This is a genomic window from Modestobacter caceresii (genome assembly GCF_000761485.1).
Lineage (GTDB): Bacteria > Actinomycetota > Actinomycetes > Mycobacteriales > Geodermatophilaceae > Modestobacter > Modestobacter caceresii.
The window spans coordinates 1-17,513 of the sequence record NZ_JPMX01000063.1; the positions used below are offsets into that span (position 1 = coordinate 1).

Consider the following 17,513-nt stretch of genomic DNA (forward strand, 5'->3'; position numbering starts at 1 on the left):
TATTGATACTTGGCACTGACTTTCGGCACGCTGTTGAGTTCTCAAGGAGCGGACGCGCTCGAAACCCGACCAATTGCTTGGCCCTCGTTCGAGGCGGCTTGTCCGATTGTACGCCGTGCACGGCTCGCTGTCACACCCGGGGGTCTGACCTCGCGGCTCCCGGCTCTTTCGACCCGGTCTCGCTCGGCGCAAAGAGGAAGTTACGTGCCGTCCGGGCCCTCGTCAAACCGCCGGGGGGCCTGAGTGCCATCCGAACGCCTCCTGGGAGCCATGGCCGCCGAGAAAGCGCAGGTCAGCGCCGACCGCACCTCCCAGGATTGCGAGGCAGGTCACTCGACGGAGGCCGGTGGGGGCCAGCCGGCCCCCCACCGGCCTCAGAGCCCGAGCAGCGACTCGATCCCGACGGTCAGGCCAGGACGGCGGCCGATCTCCCGGACGGCGAGGAGTACACCGGGCATGAACGACGCCCGGTCGTAGGAGTCGTGCCGCAGGGTCAGCGTCTCCCCCGCTGCTCCCATGAGCACCTCCTGGTGGGCGACGAGCCCGGCGAGCCGGACCGCGTGCACGGGCACACCCTCGATGTCGGCTCCGCGCGCCCCGGGCAACGAGTCGGCCTCCCGGGTCGCGTCCGGCGCGGCCGGCACGCCCGCCGCCCGCCGAGCGGCCGCGACCAGCCGGGCCGTGCGGGCCGCGGTGCCCGAGGGGGCATCGACCTTCCCCGGGTGGTGCAGCTCGACGACCTCCACGGACGGGAAGAAGCGGGCCGCCTCCTGGGCGAAGCGCATGAGGAGCACGGCACCGATCCCGAAGTTCGGTGCGATGAGCACCCCGAGCTCCGGCTTGGGCTCGAGCCACTCGGCGATCGTGGCCAGCCGCTGTTCGTCGAAGCCCGTCGTCCCGACGACGCAGTGGATGTTCTGGTCGATGCAGAAGCGGATGTTGTCCATCACGGAGTCGGGCCGGGTGAAGTCGACGACCACCTGGGCGCCCGCGTCCGCCACGTTGAACAGCCAGTCGCGCTCGTCGACCATCGCCACGAGCTCGAGGTCCTCCGCGGCGTCGACTGCCCGGCACACCTCGGTGCCCATCCGGCCCCGGGCGCCGAGCACCCCCACCGAGACCAGCGGGGTCTCTCCGGTGGTGGCGGGCGGGGGCTGGACGTCGGGGGCCGGCGGAGTGCTCATCCCGCGATGCTCACCAACGCGGGCGTCGCACGCAAGGCGGCGCCCCACCCACCGGCAGGTCAGGTCGGACGCGCGGCCCGGCGCCGGGCGAGGGCGTCCCAGGCCAGGAGCCCGACGGCCACCCCGGCGACGTCGGCGAGGACATCAGCGAGCGACGTCGACCGGTTGAGCACGTCCAGGGACTGGAGGAGTTCACTGGCCGCCGCGTAGAGCACCAGGAGGACGGCGAGCACCCACCGGCTGATCCCGGCCCAGCGGCCGCTGACCGCCAGCACGGCGAACAGCAGGCCGTGCACGACCTTGTCCACGCCCGGCGGGGCGGACGGCACGCCGGACGCCGGAGTGAACAGGACCGCCAGCGAGACCAGCACGACGACGGCGAAGGTGCCGCGCGCCAGTGCCCCGTGGTCGGCGAACAGCAGGGTCGGGCGGGAGCTCATCCGGCGGTTCAGGCGGCGAGCAGCCGGTCGAGGTCGCGTTCCCGGTAGGGGCCGACGACGGCCAGGCAGGTCGGCCGGGTGAACAGGTCGGTGGCCACCGCACGCACCTGGTCCTCCTGCACGGCCTCGATCCGGTCCAGGACGGTGCGCACCGGCAGGTACTCACCGTAGGAGAGCTCGCTCTTGCCCAACCGGCTCATCCGCGAGCCGGTGTCCTCCAGCCCCAGCACCAGCCCGCCCTTGAGCTGGCCGCGTGCCCGGACGACCTCCTCGGTGGTCAGGCCGTTGGCAGCGACCTCGGCGAGCCCGGCGCGGATCAGCCGGAGCACCTCGGGCACGCGCTTGGGAGAGCAGCCGGCGTACACCGAGAAGCTCCCGGCACCGGCGTAGTGGGTCAGTGAGGAGCCCACGCTGTAGACCAGGCCGCGCTTCTCCCGGATCTCCTGGAACAGCCGCGAGCTCATGCCGCCACCCACCGCGGCGTCCAGCACCGCGCCGGCGTACCGCCGCTCGTCCAGTCGGCCCATCCCCAGGCTGCCCAGCAGCAGGTGGGTCTGCTCGGTGCGCCGGTGGATCAGCCCGGTCGGCCGGGCCGGCTCGCCCAGGACGACGTCGGACCCCAGCCGCAACGGGTCCGGCCGCGCTCCCCCGCTCAACCGTCCACCGAAGGCCGCCGTGACCAGGTCGATGACCTGCTGGTGGTCGACCCGCCCGGCCGCCGAGACGACGATCGAGGGGACGGCGTAGCGGTCGCGGTACCAGCCGTCGACGTCGTCCCGGGTCAGGGACTCGATCGACTCCACGGTGCCGAGCACCGACCGCCCCAGCGGGGTGTCGCCGAACAGGGTCTCGGCGTACAGGTCGTGCACCGCGTCGGCGGGCTCGTCGTCGCGCATCGCGATCTCCTCGAGCACCACCGTGCGCTCGGACTCCAGGTCCGGGGCGGTGTTGAGCGCCTCGGTGACCAGGTCCCCGAGCAGGGTCACCGCGAGCGGGAGGTCGCTGGCGAGCACGTTCGCGTAGTAGCAGGTGTGCTCCTTGGCGGTGAAGGCGTTCATCTCACCACCGACGGCGTCCATCGCCGTGGCGATCTCCAGCGCGGTGCGGCTCCGGGTGCCCTTGAACAGCAGGTGCTCGAGGAAGTGCGAGGAGCCGCCCAGCTCCGGGCTCTCGTCCCGGGACCCGACGCCGACCCAGATGCCCAGCGTCGCCGACAGCACCCCGGGCATCGTCTCGGTGACCACCCTCAAGCCCCCGGGCAGCTCGGTCCGCTCCACCCGACCGCCGACCTCGTCGACGTCCAGCAGCTGCGTGATGCCGGGTGTGGTGACACCGACCGGGGCCGGGACGGACGCCGCAGCGCCCGCCCCGGCCCCGGTCAGGTCGGTACTCGTGTTCACGCCTCCGAGGGAGCGGCGGTCTCGTCAGCCGGAGCTGCGTCACCGGCAGCGGCGGCGTCGCCCTCGACGACCGGAACCAGGCTGATCTTGCCGCGGGCGTCGATGTCGGTGATCTCGACCTGCAGCTTGTCGCCGACGTTCGCGACGTCCTCGACCTTGGCGATCCGCTTGCCGTTGCCCAGCTTGCTGATGTGCACCAGGCCGTCGCGGCCAGGCAGCAGCGAGACGAAGGCGCCGAAGGCCGTCGTCTTCACCACGGTGCCGAGGAACCGCTCGCCGACCTTGGGCAGCGTCGGGTTCGCGATGGCGTTGATCCGGTCGACCGCGGCCTGTGCCGAGGGGCCGTCGGAGGCGCCGACGTAGATCGTGCCGTCGTCCTCGATGGTGATGTCGGCGCCGGTCTCGTCCTGGATCGCGTTGATCATCTGCCCCTTCGGGCCGATGACCGCGCCGATCTTGTCGACCGGGATGCGCACCGTGGTGACCCGCGGGGCGTAGGCGCTCATCTCGTCGGGGCCGTCGATCGCCTCGAGCATGACGTCGAGGATGTGCAGCCGGGCCGCGCGGGCCTGGGTCAGCGCACCGGCGAGGACGTCGGAGGGGATTCCGTCGAGCTTCGTGTCCAGCTGGAGGGCCGTCACGAAGTCCTTGGTGCCGGCGACCTTGAAGTCCATGTCACCGAAGGCGTCCTCGGCGCCGAGGATGTCGGTCAGCGCGACGTACTCGGTCTTGCCGTCGACCTCGTCGGAGACCAGGCCCATGGCGATGCCGGCGACGGCGGCCTTCAGCGGCACACCGGCGTTGAGCATGGACAGCGTCGAGGCGCAGACCGAGCCCATCGAGGTGGAGCCGTTGGAGCCGAGGGCCTCGGAGACCTGACGGATCGCGTAGGGGAACTCCTCGCGGTCCGGCAGCACCGGCAGCAGTGCCCGCTCGGCCAGCGCGCCGTGGCCGATCTCGCGGCGCTTGGGCGAGCCCACCCGGCCGGTCTCACCGGTGGAGTACGGCGGGAAGTTGTAGTTGTGCATGTAGCGCTTGCGGGTGACCGGGTTCAGCGTGTCCAGCTGCTGCTCCATGCGGAGCATGTTCAGCGTGGTGACGCCCATGATCTGGGTCTCGCCGCGCTCGAACAGCGCCGAGCCGTGCACCCGCGGGAGCACCTCGACCTCGGCCGACAGCGGCCGGATGTCGGTGAGCCCACGGCCGTCGATGCGGATCTTGTCGCGCAGGATGCGCTGCCGGACGACCTTCTTGGTCACGGCGCGGAAGGCTCCGGAGATCTCCTTCTCCCGGCCCTCGAACTGGCCGGCCAGCGCGGCCTTGACCTCGTCCTTGAGCGCGTCGGTGGCCTCCTCGCGCTCCTGCTTGCCGGCGATCGCCTGGGCCACGGCGAGCTTCTCGGAGGCCTGGGCCTCGACGGCGGCGTACACGTCGTCCTGGTAGTCCAGGAAGCGGGCGAAGTGCGCCTCCGGCTTGGCGGCGTTGCCGGCCAGCGCAGACTGCGCCTGGCACAGCGACTTGATGAACGGCTTGGCGGCCTCGAGGCCCTGGGCCACGACCTCCTCGGTCGGGGCGGTGGCGCCACCGGCGATCAGCTCGATGGTCTTCTCGGTGGCCTCGGCCTCGACCATCATGATCGCGACGTCGCCGTCGGGCAGGACCCGGCCGGCCACGACCATGTCGAAGACGGCGTCCTCGAGCTCGGCGTGGGTCGGGAAGCCCACCCACTGGCCGTTGATCAGCGCCACCCGGGTCGCGCCGATCGGGCCGGAGAACGGCAGGCCGGAGAGCTGGGTGGAGGCCGACGCGCCGTTGATGGCGAGCACGTCGTACAGGTGGTCGGGGTCCAGGGACAGGACGGTGATGACGACCTGGACCTCGTTGCGCAGGCCCTTGGCGAAGGTCGGCCGCAGCGGGCGGTCGATCAGCCGGCAGGTGAGGATCGCGTCCTCGGAGGGGCGGCCCTCGCGGCGGAAGAACGAACCGGGGATCTTCCCGATCGAGTACATCCGCTCCTCGACGTCCACCGTCAGCGGGAAGAAGTCGAACTGCTCCTTGGGCTGGCGGCCGGCCGTGGTGGCCGCCAGCAGCGTGGTGTCGCCCATGGTGGCGACGACGGAGCCGGCGGCCTGCTTGGCGAGGCGGCCGGTCTCGAAGGTGACGGTGCGGGAACCGAGGGCCCCGTTGTCGATCACCGCGGTGGCGGTGAACACGCCGTCCTCGGCGTCGAAGTCGGTGGGATCTGTGGTGGGTGCGGACATCGTGTCCTCTTCCTACGTCGCATACGGCGACGTCCTCTTCGCGGCGTCGCGCCGACGGCGTCCGGGGCGACCGGTCTTCGATCGAAGCCCTCGGGGGGCGCACTCGCGGGGTCCTGCACTCAGGCTCGCTGCGTCCCGGGGGCCACTACCGAGGACCGGCCCTCGCGGGGCGGCCGGCGTGGGGCCGGTGGTCCCGTGCGGCGGGTGCCGCACGAGTGAGGGGACCGTCCCGGTGTTGCCGGAGCGGTCCCCTCGGTCGTGCTAGCGGCGCAGGCCGAGCCGCTCGATGAGCGAGCGGTACCGGTTGATGTCGGTCTTGGCCAGGTAGTTCAGCAGCCGCCGGCGACGGCCGACCAGCAGGAGCAGGCCCCGCCGGCTGTGGTGGTCGTGCTTGTGCATCTTGAGGTGCTCGGTCAGGTCGCTGATCCGTCGGGTCAGCATCGCGACCTGCACCTCGGGGGAACCGGTGTCGTTCTCGACCGTCGCGTACTCGGTCATGATCTGCTTCTTCGTCGCGCTCTCGAGCGCCATGGTGCCTCCAGGGCAGGTCACGTGTGGCCCCCGGTCTGTGTCACGGGGGCAGCATGCACACACGTCGGTCACCCGACGTCAGCATCGAGGTTACACGGCCGCACCAAGGCCAGGCCCGGAGTCGCCCGGTCAGAGCTCCAGGACGGCGCGGGTCCGCGCCACGTCCTCGCCCATGGCCACCAGCAGCTCCGGCACCCCGGCGAAGCTGAGCATCGGGCGCAGCCGCTCGACGAACTCGACGCCGACGTGCTCGCCGTACAGGTCGCCGTCGAAGTCGAGCAGGTGGGCCTCGACCGTGCGCCGGGCGCCGGCGAAGGTGGGGTTGCTGCCCACCGAGATCGCGGCCGGGTGGGTGCTGCGGCTGACCCCTCGGTGGTCGCGCAGCACCAGCCGCCCGGCGTAGACCCCGTCGGCCGGGATCGCGGTGTGCGCCGGGCTCTCCACGTTGGCGGTCGGGTAGCCGAGCTCCCGCCCGCGACGGTCGCCCCGGACGACGATCCCGTCGACCCGGTGCGGGCGGCCCAGCGCCAGGGCGGCCGACGCCATGTCCCCGGCGGCCACGCAGGCCCGGATGTAGGTGGAGGAGATGGTCACCTCACCGTCGCCGGCCAGGTCGGGGGCCGAGCCGACGCTGGTCAGGTCGACCCCCTCCACGCTGAAGCCGAACCGCCGGCCCTCGGCGGCCAGCGTCTCGACGGTGCCGACCGCCTTGTGCCCGTAGGTGAAGTTCCGCCCCACCACCACCTGGGCGGCGTGCAGGTGCTCGACCAGCACGGTGTGCGTGAACTCCCCCGGGGACAGCCGGCTGAACTCGGGGGTGAAGGGCAAGACGCACATGGCGTCCACACCCAGCGCGGCCACCAGTTCCGCCTTGCGGTCGGCCGAGGTCAGGATCGCCGGGTGGGACCCGGGTCGCACCACCTCGGAGGGGTGCGGGTCGAAGGTGAGCAGCAGCGCCGGTCGTCCGACCGCGCGGGCCCGGGTGACCGCCGCAGCGATCAGGTGCTGGTGACCGCGGTGCACCCCGTCGTACATGCCGACGGTGACCACGGTGCGCCCCAGGTCCTGCGGGGTCGCGTCCAGCCCACGCCAGCGCAGCACGTCGTTCCCCTCCCCCGGTGTCGAGTGGTCGACGTGCTCAGGAGGCCACGGGCGCGACGCGGTGCAGCCAGCCGTGGGTGTCGGGGACCCGGCCGTGCTGGACGTCGAGCAGCCGCGCGCGCAGCTCCATGGTCAGCGGGCCGGGCTCGCCGTTGCCGACCGTGAAGTCGCCGGTGCGCCCCTTGACCTCACCGACCGGGGTGATGACCGCGGCCGTGCCGCAGGCGAAGGTCTCGGTCACCGTGCCGTCGGCGACACCGGCCCGCCACTCGTCGACGCTGAACTTCCGCTCGGTGACCGGGTGCCCGAGCTCGCGGGCCACGGTGATCAGCGACTCGCGGGTGATGCCGGGCAGCAGCGTGCCGGTGAGCTCCGGGGTGACGAGCTCGGCGTCGGCGCCGGAACCCAGGACGAAGAACAGGTTCATCCCGCCCATCTCCTCGACCCAGCGCTTCTCCACCGCGTCCAGCCAGACCACCTGGTCGCAGCCGGCGGCGATGGCCTGCTCCTGGGCCAGCAGGCTGGCCGCGTAGTTGCCGGCGCACTTCACGTCACCGGTGCCGCCGGGGGCGGCCCGGATGTAGTCCTCGGAGAGGTAGACCGACACCGGCTGCACGCCGCGCGGGAAGTACGCCCCGGCCGGGCTGGCGATGACGAGGAAGAGGTACTCGCTCGCCGGCCGGACCCCGAGGAACGGGTCGACGGCCATCATGTACGGGCGGAGGTAGAGGGTCTGGTCGGGGCCGGTGGGGACCCACTCACGGTCGGCGTCGACCAGGGCGTCGACGGCGGTGAGGAAGGCGTCGTGCGGGACGGCCGGCATGGCCAGCCGGGCGGCGCTGCGGGCGAACCGGGCGGCGTTGGACTCCGGCCGGAAGGTCGCGACGCTGCCGTCGGGCTGGGCGTAGGCCTTGAGCCCCTCGAAGATCGACTGGGCGTAGTGCAGGCCGGCGGTGCTGGGGTCCAGCTGGAGCGGCCCGTACCCGGTCAGCCGGGCGTCGACCCAGCCCTCACCGGCGCGGTACCGGGCCACGACCATCGAGTCGGTGAAGTGGCGACCGAAGCCGGGGTCCGCCAGGACCGCGGCACGCTCGGCGGCGGACCGGCGCGGCACGTCCTCCACGACCAGCGGCACGCCCTCGGTGAAGACCCGGGGGGAGGTACGGCTGTCGGCGAGCGTGTCGGTCATGGCTCCCACCTGCTGGTGCTCGTGCTGGAGCGTGGTCCGGCGGTTGCCAGGCCCGCACGGTCACCCTAGCCCGGCTCCACGGGCCCACGGCACGTGCGGCGGGACGAGCACCCGTCCGGACGTGGTGCGATCGGACGAACCGGCAGCCCCGGCCGTCGTCGTCGGATCGGTGACGACGACGGCGCGGCCGGCGGCTCAGCTGCTCTTCGGACCTGCGGACTCGACGACCTCGTAGCTCCACACGTGCTGCTGCGAGCGCTCGGCGGCCGGGGCCAGGGTGTCGCCCCCGCCGTCGTGCGCGCGGTCGAAGTCCTGGCTGGTCTGCCAGGCCTCGTAGGCCTCCTGGCTGCTCCACCGCGTGTAGACGAGGTAGGAGTCGGTGCCGGCGACCGGGCGCAGCAGCTCGAACCACTCGAACCCGGGGGTGGTCTCCACCGCACCGGCCCGGCCCTTGAACCGCTCCTCGAAGCGGGCGCGCTTGTCCTCGGGCATGGTCACGACGTTGATCTTGACGACGCTCATGCACCGCATCCTGCCCAGCGACGACCGGCTCGACACAGCGGGTGCGGACACACGGCCGCTCGTCACCGTCCGCCGGTGTCGGAGAGAGCGGTCATCCGGGCGGCGGGGGGACGTAGACCCGGATCGACGGACGCGCTCCCGAGGGCACCGTCCAGTCGGCCGACCGGCGGTCGACCAGCCGCCATCCCAGCCGCTCGTACAGCCTCACGGCACCGCTGCCCTCGACCACCTCGAGCACCACCTGAAGACCCCGGTCCGCGGCGCACGCCGTCACCGCTGCGAGCAGACCGGCGCCGAGGCCCTCACCTCTCCCCCGCGGCGCGACGTACAGCCGGGAGACGGCGCCCAACCCACCGGCCGGCACCCCGGTCAGTCGACTCAGCACGTCGTCGACGACGTCTCCCACCAGGCAGGCGTGCCCGACGACGACGCCGGCCACCTCGGCCACCCAGCAGGCGACGGTCCCGCTGGGCGTCAACCACGCTGCGGGGTCCGTCGGCCACCGAGCCGGGTACCCGTCGACGTCGTGCACCTCCCGCAGGGCGCGGACGCTGCCCGGGAGGTCGTGGTCCACCCGTCGCCGCACCAGCACCCGGACAGTCTGCCGAGCCGGTGGGCGAGACTGACACGGTGACCGAGCAGCCGCGCACCGCTGACATCGGCTTCGCCCGGCTGGACCCCGACCGGGCGGCCCGGACCGGCACCCCCGAGGTGGTCTTCGCCGGCGGCAAGACCCCGGCCGAGACGGTGGGCTGCCTGGCGGGTCTGCTCGACGCCGGAGCCCCGCTCGCCTGGGCCACCCGGGTCGACGGACCCACCGCTGCTGCGGTGCTCGAACGCTGGCCGGAGGCGCACGTCGACCCGGTGGGCCGGGTGGCCTGGGTGGGCACTCCCCCACCCCCGGTCGGTGAGGTCCTGGTGCTCACCGCCGGGACGTCGGACGGCGCGGTCGCCGCCGAGGTCGCCGCCACGCTGGCCGCCAGCGGGGTGGGGTGCCGGCGGGTGGACGACGTGGGGGTGGCCGGCGTGCACCGGGTGCTGGCCGTGGCCCGGGACCTGGCCGCGGCCGACGCCGTCGTCGTGGTCGCCGGAATGGACGGCGCGCTGCCCAGCGTGGTCGCCGGGCTCACCGACCGGCTGGTGGTCGCCGTCCCCACCTCGGTCGGCTACGGCGCCGCCTTCGAGGGCCTGGCCGCGCTGCTCACCATGCTCACCGCCTGCGCGCCCGGCGTCCTGGTGGTCAACATCGACAACGGGTTCGGCGCCGGCGTCGCGGCCGCCCGGATCGTCCGCTCAGCTCACCGGTAGCGCACCGGGTCGGGCAGCAGCTCGTTCATCGCCCCCGACCGGAAGCCCCGCGGGTCCAGCTCCACCCGGGCGAAGCCCGTGACCGCGGCCAGCAGCTCCGCGTCGACGACCGGGACGAGCACGGCGTCGACCTCGACCCGGGCCACGTCATCCCCCATGTCCCGCACCCGCAGGTCGCGGACCGGGTGCCCGGCCTCGGTCAGCGCCGCCCGCAGCGCGGCCTCGGCCGCGTCCACCCGGGCCAGGCCCGCCGCCGACACCGGCACCCCGTAGGCGATCCGACTGGCCAGGCACGCGGCGGCCGGCTTGTCGGCCAGCGGCAGGCCCCAGCGCCGGGCGGCCGCCCGGACGTCGTCCTTGGTCATGCCGGCCCTGGCCAGCGGCGCCCACGCCCCCCGTTCGGCAGCCGCCCGGATGCCGGGCCGGAAGCCCGCCCGCAGGTCGTCGGCGTTCGTGCCGGTGACCACGTCGACGATCCCCAGCTCCGCGGCCAGCGGGGTGAGCACGTCGACCAGCTCGGACTTGCAGAACGCACAGCGGTCACCGGCGTTGGCGACGTAGCCCGGCCGGGACAGCTCGTCGGTGCGCGGCTGCTCGTGCCGCACCCCCAGCGACCTCGCGAACGCCCGCGCCGCCACCTGCTCCGTCGCCGGCAGGCTCGGCGAGACGGCCGTCGCGGCGACCACCCGTCCGGCGCCCAGGGCGCGCACCGCAGCGGCCAGCACGACACCGGAGTCGACGCCGCCGGAGAAGGCGACCAGCACCCCGGGGACGGCGGCGAGCTCGGCGTCCAGGAGGGCCAGCCGGTGCTCGAGTGCGCTCATCCTGCGCAGGGTGTCATCCGGCTCAGCCCGGCGGGAAGCCGACCGCCACCCGGGCCACCGATCCGGCGTCCTCGACCAGCGCGACCAGCCGACCGTCGGGAGCGACCGCCGCGTGCAGCCCCGGGGTGCCGGTGGCCGGGACCCGCTGGCCGTACCCCAGGGCGACGGCCTCCTCCACGGTGAGCTCCCGGGCGGGGAAGACCGCCCGAGCGGCGTCGGTCAGGCCCAGCACGCCCGGGCCGCTGCCCGGCCCGGCCAGCGCCTCGGCGGCCTCCTCGACCGGTCGGGCGTCGGCGGTGGCGAACGGCCCCGACGAGGTGCGTCGCAGGGCCGTGAGGTGGCCGCCGACCCCGAGTGCCGCCCCGACGTCCCGGGCGATTGCCCGGATGTAGGTTCCGGTGCTGCAGGACACGGTGACGTCGACGTCGACCAGGTCGGCGGTGGGACGACGGACCTCGTGGACGTCGATCCTGTGCACGGTCACCGACCGGGCCGCCAGCTCGAACTCCTCGCCGGCCCGCACCCGGTCGTAGGAGCGCTTGCCGTCGACCTTCACCGCGCTGACCGACGAGGGCACCTGCTGCAGCGGGCCGACCTGATCGGCCAGCGCGGCGCGGACGGCGTCCTCGGTGACACCGGCGGCCGAGGCGGTGGCGGTCACGTCACCCTCGCGGTCGTCGGTGACCGTCGTCTGGCCGAGCCGGATGGTGGCCTCGTACGTCTTGTCCGAGCCGGAGAGGTGGCCGAGCAGCCGGGTGGCCGCGCCGACGCCGAGCACCAGCAGCCCGGTGGCCATCGGGTCCAGGGTGCCGGCGTGCCCGACCTTGCGCACCGACAGCACCCGCCGGGCGCGGGCGACGACGTCGTGGGAGGTCATGCCCGGGGCCTTGTCGACCAGCAGCAGGGACGGCGGGACGTCGGCATCGGGCTTCTTCCGGCTCACGGGACCACGCTCTCACCCAGCCAGGCACTGCCCCGCACCCGCCAGCCCACCGCGACCAGCCGCAGCACGATGAACAGGGTCAGGCCGGTCCACACCCCGGGCAGGCCCCAGTCCAGCCAGCCGGACAGCAGCGACAGCGGCACGAACCCCACCAGCGCCGCACCGACGGTCACGGTGCGCAGGTAGGCGACGTCCCCCGCGCCCATGAGCACCCCGTCCAGGGCGAAGACCACCCCGGCCAGCGGCTGCATGAGCGCCAGGAACCACCACACGACGCCGGCCTCGGCGAGCACCGCCGGGTCGTCGGTGAACAACGGCGGCAGCACCGGGCGCAGGGCGAGCAGCGCGACGGCGACGAGGACGCCGGTTCCCAGGCCCCAGCCGACCACCCGGCTCGCGGTGGCACGGGCCTCGGCCGGGCGGGCCGCGCCCAGCGCCGTGCCGACGAGGGTCTGCGCGGCGATGGCGTAGGCGTCGAGCACCAGGGCGAGGAACAGCCACAGCTGCAGGGCGATCTGGTGCGCCCCGAGCTCGGCCGTGCCCGACCGGGCCACCACCCCCGCGGCGGCGGCGAAGGCCAGCTGGAGGACGGCGGCGCGCAGCAGCAGGTCGCGGCCGAGCACCAGCTGGGCCCGCAGCGCGGCCGGCCGGGGCCGCAAGGAGATCGCGGTGCCGGCGAGCTCGCGGGTCAGCGCGCGCACGAAGAGCGTGGCGGAGATGGCCTGGCCGATCACGTTGGCGACCGCGGAGCCGACCAGGCCCATCTCGGCCGTGTGCACCAGCAGGGGGCACAGCACCAGGCTCACCAGGCTGCCGGCCAGGACGTAGCCCATCGGCCGGCGCAGCTCCTGCACCCCACGCAGCCAGCCGTTGCCGGCCAGTGCGATCAGCAGCAGCGGGAGCCCCAGGCTCGCCACCCGCAGCCACTCCTCGGCGGCGTCGGCGACCGGCCCGGCGCCCCCGGCGAGCAGGCGGGTCAGCGGCCCGGCCGCGACCTGGAAGACAGCGGCCAGGGCCACGCCCAGGGCCAGCGCCAGCCAGGTGGCCTGCACGCCCTCCGCGACCGCGCCGTCCCGGTCCCCGGCCCCGGCGCGCCGGGCCGCGCGGGCGGTGGTGCCGTACGCGAGGAAGTTGAGCAGCGCCGCCACGTAGGCCAGCAGACCGCCGCCGACGGCGAGGCCGCCGAGGCTGACCGTGCCGAGGTTCCCGACCACCGCGGTGTCGACGAGCAGGTACAGCGGCTCGGCGGCCAGCACCACCAGTGCCGGCGCCGCCAACGACGGGACCGACCTGCTCAGCGGGCCAGCTCCTGCCGGAGCTGCGCGATCGTGCCCTCCCGGTCGGCGGTCGAGGTGTACCCGGCGGCCGCGCGGTGCCCACCGCCGCCGAGGGCCATCGCCACCCGGGCCAGGTCGGTGGCGCCGCGCGAGCGGAGGGAGACCGACCAGGCACCGTCGTCCTGGCCCTTGAGGACGCAGGCGACGTCGGCCTCGGCGGTCGCACGGACGACGTCGACCAGGGCCTCGAGCTGGTCGGCGGCCAGGCCGTGGGTGCGCGCCTCGGCCACCGTCGACCAGGTCCAGACCAGGCCTGCGCCGACCTCCCGGTCGAGCACCGCGCGCCCGGTGACGGCCGAGAGGAGCCCCAGCCAGCCGAAGGGCGCGGTGTCGAACAGCCGCTGGCTGATCGCCGCGTGGTCGATGCCGGTGCGCAGCAGCCGGGCAGCCAGCTCGTGGGTGCCCGGCGCGGTGTTGCCGAAGCGGAAGGAGCCGGTGTCGGCCGTCAGCCCGGCGTACAGGCAGGTGGCCAGCCGCTCGTCGAGCTCGACGCCCAGGCCGTCCAACAGGTCCGCGACGAGCACGACGGTCGCGGCGGCGCGCGGCTCGACCACCCGGATCTCGCCGAACCCCGGGTTGCTGGCGTGGTGGTCGACGACGACCGACCGGCGCGCGGTGGTCAGCAGGGTGGCCAGGTCACCCAGCCGACCGGGGGCGGCCGCGTCCAGGCTGACGAACACGTCGACGTCGGCCGGCACCGTCCGTGGTGGGACCAGCTGCTCGGCTCCGGGGAGCCAGCCCAGCGAGGCCGGCAGCGTGAACGGCTCCGGGAACGTCGCGACCACCCGGGCGCCACAGCGGCGGAGTCCCTCGGCCAGCGCGAGGGTGCTGCCCAGGGCGTCGGCGTCGGGCTGGACGTGGCCGGAGAGCACGACGGTCTGCCCGGCGATCGCGGCCGCGGCGAGCAGCTCCACGGCCGCGTCCGCGGGCGCGGAGACGGTGGTCATCGGTTCAGGCGCCGTCCGGGCCGGCGTGCGGCGGCTGCTGAGGCTCGGGATCGGTGTTGCCGCCACCCGGCGCGTAGTGGGTGCCGTCGTCCGGCTCGTCCGCGGCGATGCTGTCGGTCGTCCCGATGTCGCCGCGCTTGCCGCCGGCGGTGGGATCGCCGGTGGCCGGCTCCTGCCGACCGCCGAACCCGGCAGGCTCCCGTTCTCCGGCCAGGTCGTCCGGGTCCGGGTCCACGGCACCGGTCACGACGCGCTCCGCTCGGCGGCCGACGGGCGGCCGTCGGCGTAGCCGTCCGTGCGGCCGGCAGCGGCGTCGGTCGGCTCGTCGGCAGCGCCGTCGAGGTCGTCCCCGTCCTCGGTGTCCTCGTCCTCGTCGACCGCGGGCTTGCGGTACGGGTCCGCCTCACCTGCGTACTGGGCGTTCTCCCGGGCACGGGCCAGTTCGGCGTCGGCCTCCCGGACGCGGGCCAGCGCCTCCTCCAGCTCCCGGGCGGTGTCCGGGACGATGTCGGCCACGAAGGCCAGCGTGGGCACGAACTTGATCCCGGTCTGCTTGCCCACGGTGGAGCGGAGCACGCCGGTGGCGCTGGCGAGGGCCCGTGCGGAGTCCTCGATCTGCTGTTCGTCGCCGTAGACGGTGTAGAACACCGTCGCCTCACGCAGGTCGCTGGTGACCCGCGCGTCGGTGATGGTGACCATCCCGAGGCGGGGGTCCTTGATCTGCATCTCGATCGTGGCGCTGACGATCTGGCGGATGCGCACCGCCAGTCGGCGTGCCCGGGCCGGGTCGGCCATGACGGACCTCCATGTCGAGGGTGTGATGGCCCCTTGCAGGGTCCCGCCGCGAGCGTGCGAGTGGCGGGGCAAGGGGGTCATTGATCGGTGTCGCTGGACAGCTGCCGGTGCGTCGACAGCAGCGTCACCTCGGGTCGCTCGGCCAGCAACCGCTCGCAGGCGTCCAGCACGTCGCCCACCTGGGCGGCCTGGCCGGCCACGGTGGCGACCCCGACCTGTACACGGCGGTGCAGGTCGGGGTCGCCCACCTCGGCGGCGGCCACGGAGTAGCGGCGCCGCAGCTCGGCCACGATCGGCTTCACCACGGCGCGCTTCTCCTTGAGCGAGTGCACGTCGCCCAACAGCAGGTCGGCGGTGAGCGTGCCCGTGAACACGCTCACCGCCTCTCTGCTGCTCAGTGCCTCACGGCCCCGTCCCGAGGCTCACGCCGAGCCTGCGCGGCGTGAGGAGGACGGGGCCCTCTTCCGTTATGCGCGCGGCTTCTCGCGCAGCTCGAAGGTCTGGATGACGTCCTCGGGCTTGATGTCGTTGAACGACCCCAGCCCGATGCCGCACTCGTAACCCTCCCGGACCTCGGTCGCGTCGTCCTTGAAGCGACGCAGCGACTCGACGGTCAGGTTGTCCGCGACCACGGCGCCGTCCCGGATGAGACGGGCCTTGGAGTTGCGGACGATCGTGCCGCTGCGCACCAAGGAGCCGGCGACGTTGCCGATCTTCGGGACCCGGAAGACCTCGCGGACCTCCGCGGTGCCCAGCTGCACCTCTTCGTACTCGGGCTTGAGCATGCCCTTGAGCGCGGACTCGATCTCCTCGATGGCCTGGTAGATGACCGTGTAGTACCGGACGTCCACGCCTTCGCGGGCGGCGAGCTCGGTGGCCTGGCCCTCGGCCCGGACGTTGAAGCCCAGGACGATGACGTCGTCGGCCAGCGCCAGGTCGATGTCGCTCTTGGTGATCCCACCGACGCCGCGGTGGATGACCCGCAGCGTGAGGTCGTCGCTCACCTCGATCTTCATCAGCGCCTCTTCGAGCGCCTCGACGGTGCCCGAGTTGTCGCCCTTGATGATCAGGTTGAGCTGACGGGTCTCCTTGAGCGCCGCGTCGAGGTCCTCCAGGCTGATCCGCTTCCGCATGGACGCGTTCTGCGCGTTGCGGATGCGGGCCTGACGGCGATCGGCGATCTGCCGGGCGATCCGGTCCTCCTCGACGACGAGGAAGGTGTCACCGGCGCGCGGCACGGAGGTCAGGCCGACGACCTGGACCGGGCGGGCCGGCAGGGCCTCCTTGAGCTTGTTGCCGTGCTCGTCGAGCAGCGACCGGACGCGACCGTAGGCGTCGCCGGCCACGATCGAGTCGCCCTGACGCAGGGTGCCGCGCTGGACCAGCACCGTGGCGACGGGGCCACGGCCCTTGTCCAGCTTGCCCTCGATGACCACACCCTGGGGGTCCTGCCCCACGTTGGCGCGCAGGTCCAGCGAGGCGTCGGCGGTCAGCAGGATCGAGGTCAGCAGGTCGTCGAGGCCCTGACGGGTGGTCGCGGAGACGTCGACGAACATCGTGTCGCCGCCGTACTCCTCTGCCACCAGCCCGTACTCGGTGAGCTGCTGACGGATCTTGGCGGGGTTGGCCCCCTCCTTGTCGATCTTGTTGACCGCGACCACGATCGGCACCTCGGCGGCCTGGGCGTGGTTCAGCGCCTCGACCGTCTGCGGCATGACGCCGTCGTCGGCGGCCACGACCAGGACGACGATGTCGGTGACCTTCGCGCCACGGGCACGCATCGCGGTGAACGACTCGTGACCCGGGGTGTCGATGAAGGTGACCGGACGCTCGTTGCCCTCGAGCTCGGTGACGATCTGGTAGGCGCCGATGTGCTGGGTGATGCCACCGGCTTCCTTGCCCGCCACGTTCGCGTGCCGGAGCGCGTCCAGGAGCTTCGTCTTCCCGTGGTCGACGTGACCCATGACGGTGACGACCGGCGGACGGATGTCCCAGTCGTCCTCGTCGCCGCTCTCCTCGTCACCGAAGGTGAGGTCGAAGGTGGAGAGGAGCTCGCGGTCCTCGTCCTCGGGGCTGACGACCTGGATGACCCAGCCGATCTCGGCACCCAGCAGCTGCAGGGTGTCGTCGTTGACCGACTGCGTCGCGGTGATCATCTCGCCCAGGTGGAACAGGGCGGTGACCAGCGCGGCCGGCTCGGCGTTGATCCGCTCGGCCAGGTCGGTCAGCGAGGCGCCACGCGGCAGCCGGACGGTCTGCCCGTTGCCACGGGGCAGCGAGACGCCACCCATGCTCGGCGCCGCCATGGAGTCGAACTCCTGACGCCGCTGCTTCTTGCTCTTGCGCCCACGGACCGGACCGCGACCACCCGGACGCCCGAAGGCACCCGCGGTGCCGGCACCGGAGCCACCGCGGCCACGACCACGGCCGCCGCCGCCGCCACCCGGACGGAAGCCACCGCCGGCCGGCGCGCCACCGGGACCACCGGGACCACCGGGACCGCCGCCACCGGGACGGAAGCCACCGCCACCGCCGGGACCACCCGGACGGCCACGACCACCGGCACCACCGGGGCCGCCAGGACCACCGGCGCGACCGCCACCGGCCGGCCGCGGCGGCATCATGCCGGGGCTCGGACGCTGCGGCATCATGCCGGGGTTGGGACGCGGCCCACCCGGACCGGCGGCGGGACGGGGCCCGCCAGGACCGGACGACGGACGGGGGCCGCCGG

18 protein-coding genes are annotated in these 17,513 nt (G+C 73.6%); 1 reads left to right on the top strand and 17 read right to left on the bottom strand.

The genetic code is table 11. From position 1 onward, the window contains the following. Positions 1 to 374: 374 nt before the first annotated feature. The 9 genes from dapB to IN07_RS14135 form a co-directional block, all read right to left on the bottom strand. Positions 375 to 1,184 (bottom strand): 4-hydroxy-tetrahydrodipicolinate reductase, encoded by an 810-nt coding sequence (gene dapB / locus IN07_RS14095; protein ID WP_052091270.1) that lies wholly within the window; start codon positions 1,182 to 1,184, stop codon positions 375 to 377. A 59-nt stretch (positions 1,185 to 1,243) separates the two neighbouring features. Beyond that, the gene (locus IN07_RS14100; protein WP_052091271.1) at positions 1,244 to 1,624 is read right to left on the bottom strand and encodes a VanZ family protein; all 381 of its coding nucleotides are present in this window, start codon (positions 1,622 to 1,624) and stop codon (positions 1,244 to 1,246) included. A gap of 8 nt (positions 1,625 to 1,632) precedes the next feature. After that, the gene (locus IN07_RS14105; protein WP_036336605.1) at positions 1,633 to 3,024 is read right to left on the bottom strand and encodes a M16 family metallopeptidase; all 1,392 of its coding nucleotides are present in this window, start codon (positions 3,022 to 3,024) and stop codon (positions 1,633 to 1,635) included. Beyond that, the gene (locus IN07_RS14110) at positions 3,021 to 5,285 is read right to left on the bottom strand and encodes a polyribonucleotide nucleotidyltransferase (RefSeq protein ID WP_052091272.1); all 2,265 of its coding nucleotides are present in this window, start codon (positions 5,283 to 5,285) and stop codon (positions 3,021 to 3,023) included. The genes IN07_RS14105 and IN07_RS14110 overlap by 4 nt, the downstream gene beginning before the upstream one ends. Before the next feature lie 261 nt (positions 5,286 to 5,546). After that, on the bottom strand, positions 5,547 to 5,816 hold the full coding sequence (gene rpsO / locus IN07_RS14115; RefSeq protein ID WP_029339129.1) for a 30S ribosomal protein S15: 270 nt from the start codon (positions 5,814 to 5,816) through the stop codon (positions 5,547 to 5,549). Positions 5,817 to 5,945: 129 nt separating this feature from the next. Beyond that, positions 5,946 to 6,917 carry a bifunctional riboflavin kinase/FAD synthetase gene (locus IN07_RS14120; RefSeq protein ID WP_036336610.1) on the bottom strand — a complete coding sequence of 324 codons (972 nt, stop codon included), beginning with the start codon at positions 6,915 to 6,917 and terminating at the stop codon, positions 5,946 to 5,948. Positions 6,918 to 6,954: 37 nt separating this feature from the next. After that, positions 6,955 to 8,106, bottom strand: coding sequence for a branched-chain amino acid aminotransferase (locus IN07_RS14125; RefSeq protein WP_197058485.1), 1,152 nt, complete (start codon positions 8,104 to 8,106; stop codon positions 6,955 to 6,957). Between the two features lie 195 nt (positions 8,107 to 8,301). Then, positions 8,302 to 8,628: an antibiotic biosynthesis monooxygenase family protein gene (locus IN07_RS14130; protein ID WP_036336612.1), complete on the bottom strand. Its 327-nt coding sequence runs from the start codon at positions 8,626 to 8,628 to the stop codon at positions 8,302 to 8,304. Between the two features lie 91 nt (positions 8,629 to 8,719). Next, a complete protein-coding gene (locus IN07_RS14135) occupies positions 8,720 to 9,220 on the bottom strand; it encodes a GNAT family N-acetyltransferase (protein ID WP_036336614.1) in 501 nt (166 codons plus the stop codon). Between the two features lie 38 nt (positions 9,221 to 9,258). Between IN07_RS14135 and larB the strand changes: the two genes are divergently transcribed. Then, positions 9,259 to 9,936, top strand: coding sequence for a nickel pincer cofactor biosynthesis protein LarB (gene larB, locus IN07_RS14140; protein WP_036336631.1), 678 nt, complete (start codon positions 9,259 to 9,261; stop codon positions 9,934 to 9,936). Here the strand turns inward: larB and larE are convergent. The 8 genes from larE to infB all read right to left on the bottom strand — a co-directional run bounded on the left by larE (position 9,927) and on the right by infB (position 17,088). After that, the gene (larE, locus tag IN07_RS14145; RefSeq protein WP_036336616.1) at positions 9,927 to 10,760 is read right to left on the bottom strand and encodes an ATP-dependent sacrificial sulfur transferase LarE; all 834 of its coding nucleotides are present in this window, start codon (positions 10,758 to 10,760) and stop codon (positions 9,927 to 9,929) included. The two genes, larB and larE, sit on opposite strands and share 10 nt — an antisense overlap. A gap of 22 nt (positions 10,761 to 10,782) precedes the next feature. Continuing rightward, on the bottom strand, positions 10,783 to 11,703 hold the full coding sequence (gene truB / locus IN07_RS14150) for a tRNA pseudouridine(55) synthase TruB (protein WP_081975413.1): 921 nt from the start codon (positions 11,701 to 11,703) through the stop codon (positions 10,783 to 10,785). Further along, positions 11,700 to 12,980, bottom strand: coding sequence for an MATE family efflux transporter (locus tag IN07_RS14155; RefSeq protein WP_231558376.1), 1,281 nt, complete (start codon positions 12,978 to 12,980; stop codon positions 11,700 to 11,702). The genes truB and IN07_RS14155 overlap by 4 nt, the downstream gene beginning before the upstream one ends. Positions 12,981 to 12,997: 17 nt before the next feature. Further along, positions 12,998 to 13,987, bottom strand: coding sequence for a DHH family phosphoesterase (locus IN07_RS14160; protein ID WP_036336620.1), 990 nt, complete (start codon positions 13,985 to 13,987; stop codon positions 12,998 to 13,000). A 4-nt stretch (positions 13,988 to 13,991) separates the two neighbouring features. Further along, complete coding sequence (locus IN07_RS14165; protein ID WP_052091274.1) at positions 13,992 to 14,234, bottom strand: hypothetical protein; 243 nt, start codon at positions 14,232 to 14,234, stop codon at positions 13,992 to 13,994. Then, positions 14,231 to 14,782, bottom strand: a complete 552-nt coding sequence (gene rbfA, locus IN07_RS14170) for a 30S ribosome-binding factor RbfA (protein WP_036336622.1) — start codon at positions 14,780 to 14,782, stop codon at positions 14,231 to 14,233. Before rbfA ends, IN07_RS14165 begins: the two co-directional genes overlap by 4 nt. Positions 14,783 to 14,859: 77 nt before the next feature. Further along, a complete protein-coding gene (locus IN07_RS14175) occupies positions 14,860 to 15,162 on the bottom strand; it encodes a DUF503 domain-containing protein (RefSeq protein WP_231558377.1) in 303 nt (100 codons plus the stop codon). Positions 15,163 to 15,249: 87 nt separating this feature from the next. After that, entirely contained in the window at positions 15,250 to 17,088 is a 1,839-nt protein-coding gene (gene infB, locus IN07_RS14180; RefSeq protein ID WP_064972420.1) for a translation initiation factor IF-2, read from the bottom strand. Positions 17,089 to 17,513: the final 425 nt, after the last annotated feature.